Below are 12,320 nucleotides of genomic sequence, written 5' to 3' on the forward strand. Positions count from 1 at the left end.
CTCAAGGAAGCCCATGGAAATCACTGCCAGCATGGTGAAGGAACTGCGCGAGCGCTCCGGCGCCGGCATGATGGAGTGCAAGAAGGCTCTGGCCGAGAACGATGGCAACATCGACGCGGCCATGGAGCACCTGCGCAAGACCGGCCTGGCCAAGGCCGACAAGAAGGCCGGCCGCGTGGCCGCCGAAGGCCGCATCGGTGTGGCCCAGGACGGCAGCCATGCCGTGCTGGTCGAAGTCAACTCCGAGACCGACTTCGTCGCCAAGGACGAGAACTTCCTGAAGTTTGTCGACACCGTCGCCCAGGTCGCCCTTAGCTCGGGTGCTGCCGACGTTGAAGCACTGAAAGCCGCCAAGCTGGCCTCCGGCGAAACCGTCGAGGAAACCCGCGCCGCCGTGATCGCCAAGGTCGGCGAGAACGTGCAGGTGCGCCGCATGGTTCGCTTCGGCAGCGAGCACCACGTTGCCGCCTACATCCATGGCGGCCGCATTGGCGTGCTGGTCGAGCTGAAGGGCGGCGATGCCGACCTCGCGCGCGGCGTCGCGATGCATGTCGCGGCAATGAATCCGCCGTACAACAAGGCAGCGGATGTGCCGGCCGACTTCCTGGCCAAGGAGAAGGAAATCGAGCTTGCCAAGATGTCCGAAAAGGATCGCGCCAAGCCGGCCGAGATCCTCGAGAAGATCATCAGCGGCAAGGTCGCACGCATCGTCAACGAAGTGACCCTCTACGGTCAGCCCTTCGTGATGAACACCGACCAGAGCGTCGAGGCTGCACTGAAGGCCGCGGGCGCCGACGTGGTTCGCTTCGAGCGTCTGGCCGTGGGCGAAGGCATCGAGAAGGTGGTGGAAGACTACGCCGCTGAAGTGATGAAGGCCGCTGGCCTCGCCTGAGGTCAGGGAGCCGCCAAGCCTGCGCCACGTGCCTGCTCGGATGTGCTGACTTGGAAGCTTACGGAGGGCGCGACGCGAGTCGCGCCCTCTGTGTTTTCGGGCGCTGCGGTGCAAACGCCGCTGTACAGGCGCGACTGCAGCGCCGACTCCCGACCCGTTCGCGCTGGCGGCAGGCTGCGACCACGTCCGGCAGTTCTCCGATACAGCTCGCCCCGCGGCTGTGCCCCCTGCGCCCGTGGCATAATTCGCGCGCCCTTGGCGCCCGTCCGGGCGCCCGACCTCTCCCCTGGAGCCCGGCATGTCGATCGCCATCCGCGACGTCGGCGAGCATGATCTTGATTCCGTCCTCGCGCTCAACAACAGCGCCGGCCAGAGCATCTTGCCCCTCGATGTCGAGCGCGTCCGCTTCTTCATGCGCCACGCCGACTACTTCCGCGTCGCCGAGGTCAGTGGCCAGATCGCAGGCTTCCTGATCGCGCTGCGGCCCGGCACGCCCTATGGCAGTTCCAACTACCGCTGGTTCTGCGAGCGCTACGGGGATTTCCTCTACATCGACCGCATTGTGGTCGCAGGCTCGCGCCGCGGCGCCGGACTCGGCACCGTGTTCTACGCCGATGTCACCAGCTATGCGGAAGTGCGCGTGCCGATCCTGGCTTGCGAGGTGTTTCTTGAACCGCGCAACGATGCAGCCCTGCTCTTCCACGGCACCTATGGCTTTCGCGAAGTGGGCCAACATCAGATGGAGGAGGCCGGTCGCGAGGTCTCGCTGCTGGTCAAGGATCTGCCCAGCTTCGCGTTCGTGCGCGAGAACTATCTCGAAAACGGTGGGCTCCCCGACGAAACCTGGCTGAGTACGCGTGCACGTTTGACCGATACGCCTGCCAACCGCGCCACGGGTACCTGATACCGATGTCCTCGGAACCCAGTTTTGAACAGGCCGGCGAACTCAAGATCGGCCAGGTCGGCATCGCCAATCTGCGCGTTCGCGATCTCGACATCGCGAAACTCATTGCCGAGATGCGCGAGCGCGTCGAGCGCGCGCCGAAGCTGTTCGGACGCGCCGCCGTGGTGGTTGATTTCGGCTCGCTGATTCGCTGCCCGTCGGAACAGGACGCGCGCGCCCTGATCCATGGGCTGCGCGAAGCCGGCGTACTGCCGGTGGCGCTGGCGTTTGGCACCCGTGAGATCGAAACCCTGTCCGAGCAACTGCAGCTGCCGCTGCTGGCCAAGTTCCGCGCCCAGTACGAGTCGGTTTCGCAGGAGAGGGCCGAGCCTGCGGCAGCGGCGCCCGAGTCCGAACCGGCGCCACATCGACGCCGCAGCGATGCGTCTACGTCTACGTCTACGTCTGCGTCTGCGTCAGCACCCACACCCGAGCCGGCGACGGCCAGCGTCGCCGCTACTTCCAGTGCAAGCATGATCCAGACCCAGCCGGTGCGTTCGGGACAGCAGGTGTATGCGCAAGCGCGCGACCTGACCGTCTGCGCGACGGTGGGCAACGGCGCCGAGGTCATCGCCGACGGTTCGATCCATGTTTATGGCAGCCTGCGCGGCCGCGCCTTGGCCGGCGCCCGCGGCGACATCCAAGCGCGGATCTTCTGCCGCGAGTTCAACGCCGAACTGGTCGCCATCGCCGGGCAATACAAGGTGATGGAGTCCATCCCGGCCGAGCTGCGCGGCAAGCCGGTGCAGATCTGGTTGGAAAACGACAAACTGCAAATGGCAGCGCTGGTCTGATCCGGCGCTGCGGGCCGCACGGCGCACCGCGCCGACGGCCAGAACACTGAATTTTACGGAGTACGTGCCTTGGCAGAAATCATCGTCGTCACCTCGGGCAAGGGTGGAGTGGGCAAGACCACCAGCAGCGCCAGCATCGCCGTCGGCCTTGCGCGCCAGGGCAAGAAGGTGGCGGTCATCGACTTTGACGTCGGCCTGCGCAATCTCGATCTGATCATGGGCTGCGAGCGCCGGGTGGTGTACGACTTCGTCAACGTGATCCATGGTGAGGCGACGCTGAAGCAGGCCCTGATCAAGGACAAGCGCTTCGACAACCTGCACGTGCTGGCCGCTTCGCAGACTCGCGACAAGGATGCTCTCAACAAGGAAGGCGTCGAGAAAGTCCTGAACGAGCTGGCCGCCGAAGGCTTCGACATCATCCTGTGCGACAGCCCGGCCGGCATCGAGAAGGGCGCCTTTCTGGCGATGTATTTCGCCGACCAGGCGATCGTCGTGGTCAACCCGGAAGTCAGCTCGGTGCGTGACTCCGACCGCATCCTCGGCCTGCTCGCCAGCAAAACCCGCCGTGCCGAGCGCGGCGAACGCGTGCAGGAGCACCTGCTGCTGACCCGCTACAACCCCAAGCGCGTGGAAGCCGGCGAGATGATGAGCATCGCCGACGTCGAGGAAGTGCTGGGCATCAAGGCAATCGGGGTGGTGCCGGAATCTCCGGATGTGCTGTCCTCATCCAACAAGGGCGAGCCGGTGATCCTTGACGAGAGTTCGCCCGCCGGCCAGGCCTACACGGACGCGGTCGCGCGCATCCTCGGCGAAAGCCGGCCGATGCGCTTCACCCAGGTCGAGAAGAAGGGCCTGCTGCAGAAACTCTTCGGAGGCTGATGGCATGGGCATCTTCGATTTTCTCAAGTCAAAACCCAAGGCCACGGCCAGCATCGCCAAGGAGCGCCTGCGCATCATCGTCGCGCAGGAACGCAGCAACCGCGGCGGCCCGGATTACCTGCCGCTGTTGCGCCGCGAATTGCTGGAAGTGATCCGCAAGTACGTCAACGTCGACGCCGACGCGGTCAAGGTCGACCTGCAGAAGGATGGCGAGCACGACGTGCTGGATATCTCGGTCGCGCTGCCCGAAGGCGATGCGCGCAGCAAGCCCGAGTAGCGCTCTGGCCCATTCGCTGTGACTGCATCCGATGTGCTGCGCCTGAACGATCTCGGTCTTGAGGCCCCTGCCCGCCTGCTCGGCGGGTTCGGGCTCAACTTGGTGCGGGTGGCTGCCGGCGAAGCAATCCCCGGCAGCTACTGGGGCGACTGCGAGGCCGGCGTAATCGGCGCCTGTGTGTATGCGCGTGACGACACGCCCGTGCATTCGCTGCTGCACGAAGCCTGCCACCTGATCGTATTGCCGCCGGAGCGACGCGCGGCCGTGCACACCGACGCCACCGATTCGATCGAGGAAGAGGACGCCGCCTGCTATCTGCAGATCGTGCTTGCTGAGCGGCTGGCCGGCGTCGGCAGCGATCGTCTGATGCGCGACATGGACACCTGGGGCTACAGCTTCAGGCTGGGCTCGACTCGCGCCTGGTTTGAGCAGGATGCCGACAACGCCCGCGACTGGCTGGTTCAGCGTGGTCTGTTGACTGAGGCGACAGCGCTCACCGCCTGATCCATGTGCGTTCGCGCGTGCAAAGACATGAACAGCTGATCCTCCAGATGGTTCGACTCATGCCGCGCCAGGTTGCACGTGAGGCTTGATCTCGCGCGACGACATCCGCGCTGGGCCGCCGTTGCATACTCGGACCGATGCGTTCGGACCATCGCCGTTCGCGCGCGCCGCTCTTTGAAGAGGACTTCCGCGATGCGCCTTGGCCTACTCCTGAATCGCGCGCAATCCGGCCGCAGCGGTCGCCACGGATCAACTCTTCGCTGGCTGCTGATGCTGCCGATTCTCGCGAGCGCAATCACCCAAGCCGCCACCGTGCCGCTCCCCGCCGCAGCCTGTCGCACCGGCGATCTGTTCGTGGACGGCTTCGAGACGAACACGCCGTACTCAGCTAACCCCTCCACCGGCGGCGGTGGCGTTCCGGGCGATGCCCAGCGCGCGGTGCTGGTGACCTCAACCGGGCAGACACGCACCTATTTCCTGCGCGTTCCGCCACTGCACTCGGCCGCGCGTCCGGCGCCGCTGCTGGTCTTGCTGCACGGTGCCACCGGTTCACAGGCGACCACAGAAGCCGCTGCCCAGTCGCTGCGCAGCCTGTTCGCGAATGCCGCCGATCGACACGGGTTCATCGTGCTGGCGGCCCCGGCCAGTGGCAGCCAGGGCGGTTGGCTGGGCAATCAGGACACCGCCTTCATCGCCGCAGCGATCACCGACATCGAGGCCCAGTACGCGATCGATCGCCAGCGACGCGGGTTGTGGGGCTTCTCGGCGGGCGCGCATTTCGCGCACGGTCTTGCGCTGGACAATGCCGACTTCTTCGCCGCCTATGCGATCAAGGCCGGCGCACTGCAGGCCTATTCCAGCACCGGTGCGCCTGCTGCGGCCAGCCGGCGAATTCCGCTGCAGTCGCGTGTCGGACTGAGCGACAGCCTGCTGAGCTTTGCTCAGGCCGATGCCACGCGCTTCGTCAATGCCGGCTGGATCGCCGAACACGATCTGCAGTATCGCGAAGTCAGCGGTGGCCACAATGTTGACGACAGCGATGCCGATGCCGCGGCGGCCTGGTTGTGCGCCTGGGCAGTGACACCCTGACCGCGAGTCAGCTGCGTGTCCAAAGTGCAGTTGGCCTCGGCCGTCTGCACGGTTGATAATCCGGGGGCTTTGGTCCGCGCCCCGCAGGATCAACAACCCCAGGAGATCCCCATGTCGAATTCCGTCGTCATCGTCGGCGCCAAGCGCACGGCCATCGGTTCGTTCCAGGGCCAGTTCACTGGCGTACCTACGCCGACCCTTGGCGCCGCCGCCATTTCGGCCGCGCTGGCACAGTCGGGCCTCGCCGGAGATGCAGTCTCCGAAGTGATCATGGGCTGCGTGCTGCCGGCCAATCTCGGTCAGGCCCCGGCCCGCCAGGCCGCAATCGCCGCCGGCCTGCCGCTGGCTGCCGGCGCGACCACCATCAACAAGGTCTGCGGCTCGGGCATGAAGGCGATCATGCTGGGCCACGACCTGATCAAGGCCGGTTCGGCCGAGGTCGTGGTGTCGGGCGGCATGGAATCGATGACCAACGCCCCGCACATGGTCGCTGCCCGCGCCGGCATCCGCTACGGCGACGGCAAGCTGGTCGACCATATGGCCTGGGACGGCCTGACCGATCCGTACAAGGGCCAGGCGATGGGCGTGTTCGGCGAGGCCTGCGCCGACAAGTACAGTTTCAGCCGCGAGGCGCAGGACGCCTTCGCGATCGAATCGGTCAACCGCGCGATGGCCGCGCAGGCCTCGGGCGCCTTCGCTGACGAGATCGCCGCCGTCACCGTCGCCGGCCGCAAGGGCGATGTGCAGATCAACGCCGACGAAGAACCCGCACGCTGCGACGTCGCCAAGATCCCCAGCCTGCGCGCCGCCTTCCGCAAGGACAACGGCACGATTACCGCGGCCAGCGCATCAAAAATCAGCGACGGCGCGGCCGCGCTTGTGCTGATGGGCGAGGACGCTGCCAAGGCCGCCGGCGCGACCGCGATCGCGCGCATCGTCGGCCACAGCACGCATGCGCAGGCACCGGAGTGGTTCACCACCGCACCGGTCGGCGCGATCGACAGCCTGCTGAAGAAGCTCGGCTGGAGCGTCGGCGATGTGGATCTGTTCGAGATCAACGAAGCCTTCGCCGTGGTCACCATGGCGGCGATGGCTGATCTTTCGATCCCGCATGAGAAGGTCAACGTCAACGGCGGCGCCTGTGCACTGGGCCACCCGATCGGCGCGTCCGGCGCCCGCGTCGTGGTCACCCTGATCCATGCGCTGAAAGCGCGCGGCGGCAAGCGCGGTATCGCCAGCCTGTGCATCGGCGGCGGCGAAGCCACCGCACTCGCGATCGAACTGATCTGATCCTCGCTACGGCGTCCGGCTTCGGCCGGGCGCCTGCTCGCGGCGCCGCCAACACGGCCGCGGGCACTCCCTTTCAAATCGCTGTCGCGCCACGCGCGCCAGCGCCCCGATGGACGCGTGCGCCCCCGATGCCTGCCCTGACCTCCTTGATCGACCCGCGCTCGCCCGAGTTCGCGGACAACGCCGCCCATTTGAAGGCCTTGGTCGAGGACCTGCGCGCCGAGCTCAATCGCGTGGCACTCGGCGGCGGCGACAAAGCGCGGGAAAAGCACGTCGCCCGCGGCAAGCTGCTGCCACGCGAGCGCATCGACGCCCTGCTCGACCCCGGCGCACCGTTTCTCGAGATCGCCCCGCAGGCCGCCCACGGCATGTATGACGATGCCGCGCCGGGAGCTGGCCTGGTGGCCGGCATCGGTCGCGTGCACGGCCAGGAAGTGATGGTGCTGGCCAACGATGCCACCGTGAAGGGCGGCACCTACTTTCCGATGACGGTCAAAAAGCACCTGCGCGCGCAGGAGATCGCCCGCGAGAACCGCCTGCCCTGCGTGTATCTGGTCGACTCCGGCGGCGCCTTTCTGCCGCTGCAGGATGAAGTGTTCCCCGACAAGGAGCACTTCGGCCGGATCTTCTACAACCAGGCCCGGCTGTCAGCCGAAAACATCCCGCAGATCGCGGTGGTGATGGGCAGCTGCACGGCGGGTGGTGCGTATGTGCCGGCGATGTGCGATGAGTCGATCATCGTCAAGGAACAGGGCACGATCTTTCTGGGCGGCCCGCCGCTGGTCAAAGCCGCCACCGGTGAGGTGGTGGATGCCGAGTCGCTTGGTGGCGCTGATGTGCACACCAGTGTCTCCGGTGTGGCCGATCACTTCGCCGAGAACGACCGCCACGCGCTGCAGATCGCCCGCGACATTCTCAAGCACTTGAACCGCAGCAAGCCGCTGCCGGTGGCCCTGCAGCCGGCGCGCGAGCCCAACTTTCCGGCCGATGAGCTCTACGGCATCGTGCCCAAGGACACCCGCCGCCCGTTCGACATCCGCGAAATCATCGCGCGTCTGGTCGATGGTTCCGAGTTCCAGGAGTTCAAGGCGCGCTATGGCAAGACCCTGGTCTGCGGTTTCGCCCATGTCTACGGCATGCCGATCGGCATCATCGCCAACAACGGCATCCTGTTCGCCGAGTCCGCGCTGAAGGGCGCGCACTTCATCGAGCTGTGCAACCAGCGCGGCATCCCGCTGCTGTTCCTGCAGAACATCACCGGCTTCATGGTCGGCAAGAAGTACGAGAACGCCGGCATCGCCAAAGACGGCGCCAAGATGGTCACCGCGGTCGCCTGTTCCTCGGTGCCCAAGTTCACCGTGGTGATCGGCGGCAGCTTTGGCGCCGGCAACTACGCGATGTGCGGCCGCGCCTACGGCGCCCGCTTCCTGTGGACCTGGCCAAACGCCCGCATCAGCGTGATGGGCGGCGAACAGGCGGCCAGCGTGCTGGCCACGGTACGCCGTGATGGCATCGAGGCGGCCGGCAAGCAGTGGAGCGCCGAGGACGAAGAGGCCTTCAAGGCCCCGATCCGCGACCAGTACGAGCGCCAGGGCCATCCCTACTACGCCACTGCGCGCCTGTGGGACGACGGCGTGATCGACCCGGCCGACACCCGCCGCGTGCTGGGCCTGGGCCTGGCCGCCAGCCTCAACGCACCGATCGAGCCGCCGCGCTACGGTGTCTTCCGCATGTAATGGCGCTGCGGCAGCGTCGCTGTCGCACACGTTTCCAGGAGTCGCAATGTCCAGTAACGAAGCTCCGCTCAATGTCCGCACCGTGGCGGGCGTCGCCACACTCACGCTTGATCGCCCGAAGATCCACAACGCCTTCGATGATCTGCTGATCGAACAGCTGATCGATGCCCTGCGCGCGGTGGAGGAAGACCATGCCGTGCGCGTGGTGGTGCTGACCGGCGCCGGCAGTTCGTTTTCGGCCGGCGCCGATCTGCACTGGATGAAGCGGATGGCCAAAGCCTCCGAAAAGGAAAACCGCAAAGACGCACGCCAGCTGGCCAAGCTGATGCGGGTGCTGAACCATCTGGACAAGCCGACCATCGCCCGCGTCAACGGCGCTGCACTGGGCGGTGGCGTTGGCCTCGTCGCCTGCTGCGACATCGCGATCGCCAGTGAAGACGCGCTCTTCGGGCTGACCGAAACCCGGCTGGGTCTGGTGCCCGCGGTCATTTCGCCCTATGTGATCGACGCCATCGGCGCACGCCACGCGCGACGCCTGTTTCTGACTGCGCGAACCTTCAGCGCCGCCGAGGCTGCGCGGATCAACCTGGTGCATGCAGCAGTGCCGGCCGCCGAGCTGGACACCGCGATCGATGCCGAGGTCGAGCGCCTGCGTGCTGCCGGTCCCGTGGCGGTGCTGGAGGCCAAGCGTCTGGTCCAGCGCATCCAGCACCCGGACAGCAAAGAGCGGCGCGCACTGGATGAAGCCAATGCGGACCTGATCGCCGCCCTGCGCGTTTCCGAGGAGGGTCAGGAAGGCCTGAGAGCCTTCTTCGAGCGGCGCCCCGCGGCCTGGATGACCGACTGAGAGCCGACAACCAGCGCGCAAAAACTGAACGTGGCACGCCTTTTGCGGCCAAATCCGACGAAGGTATCCATCTAAGCGCGGTTTAACCCGGTTTATACTTTCGCCCCCTCCAAAGCGCTCGCGCCGGCTGTTCTGCAGGCCTGTAGCGCCGCTGCACCGCACAGCCTCCCCATCGCGCACATTCGGCAAGGTCATCGTGAGCAGTCTGATCAAGCAGTTCAGCCAGTCCTCCCACATCGCCGGCGGCAATGCCGCCTTTGTCGAAGATCTCTACGAGACCTGGCTGGCGGATCCCGCTGCAGTCTCGCCGGAGTGGCGCAAATACTTCGATGGCCTGAGTGGCGGCGACGTCCGCGATGTGCCGCACTCGCTGGTGATGGCCGACATCGTGCGCGCCGGCAGAGAAGCCGGCCGCGGCGTGATCATCGCCGCCGACGCCGGCGATTCGCAGAAGCAGGCCGCGGTGCTGAAGATGGTCACCGCCTATCGCTCACGCGGGCATCTCCAGGCGCAGCTCGACCCACTTGGCATGGCCGCCAAGCAGGCCGCCCCAGATCTCGACCTGCCCTTCCACGGCCTGAGCCCGGACGACCTCAAGACCGAGTTCAACACCAGCATGCCCAGCGGCCCGCAGCGGATGAAGCTGGCCGATCTGATGCAGCACATGCAGGCGACCTACTGCAGTTCGATCGGCGCCGAGTTCATGCACATCGCCGAGGCCGACCAGCGGCGCTGGATGTACGAGCGTCTCGAAGCCGCCGGCGACAACTACCCGCTGTCGCCCGAGCGCCGCAAGCGCGTGCTGGCCAAGCTGACCCAGGCCGAGGGCCTGGAGCGCTACCTGCATACCAAGTACGTCGGCCAGAAGCGCTTCTCGCTGGAAGGCGGTGAGAGCCTGATCCCGCTGATGGACGAGCTGATCCACCGCGGCGGCGATGGTGACGTCAAGGAAATGGTGATCGGCATGGCCCACCGCGGCCGTCTGAACGTGCTGATCAACACGATGGGCAAGCCGCCACACCAGCTGTTCGCCGAGTTCGAAGGCAAGCACGATGGCCCGGTCGATGCGACCCGCTCCGGCGACGTCAAGTACCACATGGGCTTCAGCTCAGACGTGCGCACGTTGAAGGGCTCGATCCATCTGACCCTGGGCTTCAACCCCTCGCATCTGGAGATCATCGACCCGGTGATCGCCGGCAGCGTGCGCGCTCGCCAGACCCGCCGCGAGGACACCGAGCGCAAGCAGGTGATCCCGGTGCTGATCCACGGCGATGCCGCCTTTGCCGGCCAGGGCGTGGTGATGGAGCTGCTGCAGATGTCGCAGGCGCGCGGTTTCGCGGTCGGCGGCACCGTGCATGTGGTGATCAATAACCAGGTCGGCTTCACCACCAGCCGCGTCGATGACGCCCGTTCCACCCTGTACTGCACCGACGTCGCCAAGATGGTGGGCGCGCCGATCCTGCACGTGAATGGCGACGATCCCGACGCCGTGGTGTTCTGCGCCCAGCTGGCCTTCGATTTCCGCCAGCGCTTCAACAAGGATGTCGTGATCGACATCATCTGCTACCGCCGCCACGGCCATAACGAAGCCGACGAGCCGGCCGCAACCCAGCCGCTGATGTACCAGAACATCCGCAGCCGCAAGTCGACCCGCGAGCTGTACGCCGATGCCCTGCTCAGCGACAGCGTGGTCAGCGCCGACGAGGCCAAGGGCCTGATCGACGCCTACCGCGACCTGCTCGACAAGAACGGCAATGCGGTTGAGCTGGCGGCGGGCGTGGAGGACAAGTACGCCACCGACTGGACCCCGTACATCAATGGCGAGCTGTCCGACCCGGCCGAAACCGGCGTGCTGCGCAAGACGCTCGACACCCTCGCCAAGCAGATCAACACCCTGCAGCCCGGCCTGAAGCTGCACCCGCGCGTCGGCAAGATCTACGAAGACCGGATCAAGATGGTCGCCGGCGAACTGGCGATGGACTGGGGCTTTGCCGAGAACCTCGCCTACGCCACCCTGCTCGACGAAGGCTACAAGCTGCGTCTGGTCGGCCAGGATGCCAACCGCGGCACCTTCTTCCATCGCCATGCGGCCCTGCACGACCAGGTCACCGGTGAGACCGTGCTACCGCTGCGCCAGCTGGTGAAGAACCCGGCCCACGTCACCATCATCGACTCGCTGCTGAGCGAAGAGGCGGTGATGGCCTTCGAATACGGCTTCGCCACCGCGGACCCGACCACCCTGACCATCTGGGAAGGCCAGTTCGGCGATTTCGCCAACGGTGCCCAGGTCGTCATCGACCAGTTCATCAGCTCGGGCGAAGCTAAGTGGGGCCGCCTGTGCGGGCTGGCGCTGTTCCTGCCGCACGGCTACGAAGGCCAGGGCCCGGAGCACAGCTCGGCCCGGCTGGAACGCTTCCTGCAAATGTGCGCGCTGAACAATATCCAGGTTTGCACGCCGACCACGCCGGCGCAGATGTTCCACATGATCCGCCGGCAGATGAAGCGCCGCGCGCGCAAGCCGCTGGTGGTGATGACGCCGAAGTCGATGCTGCGCCACAAGCTGTCGGTATCGACCCTGGAAGAGCTCGCCTCCGGCGGCTTCCAGAATCTGATCCCCGATGCGCTGGTGAAAGACGCCAAGAAGGCGACCCGCGTGGTGCTGAGCTCGGGCAAGGTCTATTACGACCTGCTGGAAGAACACGAAAAGCGCGGGCTGAAAGATGTCGCCATCGTCCGCATCGAGCAGCTGTATCCGTTCCCGCGCGAGCTGCTGATCAGCGAACTCAAGCGCTTCGCGCACGCCAAGGAAGTGATCTGGTGTCAGGAGGAGCCGCAGAACCAGGGCGCCTGGTATCAGATCCAGCACCACCTGCGCTTCTGCCTGCAGGCCGACCAGAGCCTGAGCTACGCCGGCCGTTCGCGCTCGGCGGCACCGGCCTGCGGCCACTACGCCACCCACGCCAAGGAACAGGCGAAGCTGGTCGAGGACGCGCTGGTGTCGAAGCTCAGCAGCGACGACCACCTGCCCGAATAAGCTGCAGCTGCTGCACACTTTTCCGCCTGACGCCC

At 66.1% G+C, this 12,320-nt stretch carries 11 protein-coding genes; all 11 read left to right on the top strand.

Annotation, left to right across the window (positions count from 1 at the left end):
- The first annotated feature begins 13 nt into the window (after positions 1-13).
- The 11 genes from tsf (at position 14) to ACIQ7H_RS04370 (ending at position 12,285) form a co-directional block, all read left to right on the top strand.
- Positions 14-892, top strand: coding sequence for a translation elongation factor Ts (gene tsf, locus ACIQ7H_RS04320; protein WP_395788743.1), 879 nt, complete (start codon positions 14-16; stop codon positions 890-892).
- Positions 893-1,190: 298 nt separating this feature from the next.
- A complete protein-coding gene (locus tag ACIQ7H_RS04325; protein ID WP_395788745.1) occupies positions 1,191-1,796 on the top strand; it encodes a GNAT family N-acetyltransferase in 606 nt (201 codons plus the stop codon).
- Between the two features lie 5 nt (positions 1,797-1,801).
- Complete coding sequence (gene minC / locus ACIQ7H_RS04330) at positions 1,802-2,629, top strand: septum site-determining protein MinC (protein ID WP_395788747.1); 828 nt, start codon at positions 1,802-1,804, stop codon at positions 2,627-2,629.
- 69 nt (positions 2,630-2,698) lie between these two features.
- Positions 2,699-3,508, top strand: a complete 810-nt coding sequence (gene minD / locus ACIQ7H_RS04335; RefSeq protein WP_395788749.1) for a septum site-determining protein MinD — start codon at positions 2,699-2,701, stop codon at positions 3,506-3,508.
- Between the two features lie 4 nt (positions 3,509-3,512).
- Complete coding sequence (minE, locus tag ACIQ7H_RS04340) at positions 3,513-3,785, top strand: cell division topological specificity factor MinE (protein WP_395788751.1); 273 nt, start codon at positions 3,513-3,515, stop codon at positions 3,783-3,785.
- An 18-nt stretch (positions 3,786-3,803) separates the two neighbouring features.
- Complete coding sequence (locus ACIQ7H_RS04345; RefSeq protein WP_395788753.1) at positions 3,804-4,289, top strand: hypothetical protein; 486 nt, start codon at positions 3,804-3,806, stop codon at positions 4,287-4,289.
- 192 nt (positions 4,290-4,481) lie between these two features.
- Positions 4,482-5,378 carry an alpha/beta hydrolase family esterase gene (locus ACIQ7H_RS04350; protein ID WP_395788755.1) on the top strand — a complete coding sequence of 299 codons (897 nt, stop codon included), beginning with the start codon at positions 4,482-4,484 and terminating at the stop codon, positions 5,376-5,378.
- Positions 5,379-5,489: 111 nt separating this feature from the next.
- Entirely contained in the window at positions 5,490-6,668 is a 1,179-nt protein-coding gene (locus tag ACIQ7H_RS04355) for an acetyl-CoA C-acyltransferase (RefSeq protein ID WP_395788757.1), read from the top strand.
- A gap of 128 nt (positions 6,669-6,796) precedes the next feature.
- Positions 6,797-8,404 carry a carboxyl transferase domain-containing protein gene (locus ACIQ7H_RS04360; protein ID WP_395788759.1) on the top strand — a complete coding sequence of 536 codons (1,608 nt, stop codon included), beginning with the start codon at positions 6,797-6,799 and terminating at the stop codon, positions 8,402-8,404.
- A gap of 46 nt (positions 8,405-8,450) precedes the next feature.
- Complete coding sequence (locus tag ACIQ7H_RS04365; RefSeq protein WP_395788761.1) at positions 8,451-9,251, top strand: enoyl-CoA hydratase-related protein; 801 nt, start codon at positions 8,451-8,453, stop codon at positions 9,249-9,251.
- 196 nt (positions 9,252-9,447) lie between these two features.
- Positions 9,448-12,285 (top strand): 2-oxoglutarate dehydrogenase E1 component, encoded by a 2,838-nt coding sequence (locus tag ACIQ7H_RS04370; RefSeq protein ID WP_395788763.1) that lies wholly within the window; start codon positions 9,448-9,450, stop codon positions 12,283-12,285.
- Positions 12,286-12,320: the final 35 nt, after the last annotated feature.

This window comes from Aquimonas sp., assembly GCF_044377145.1.
In the GTDB taxonomy this organism is placed as follows: Bacteria; Pseudomonadota; Gammaproteobacteria; order Xanthomonadales; family Xanthomonadaceae; genus Aquimonas.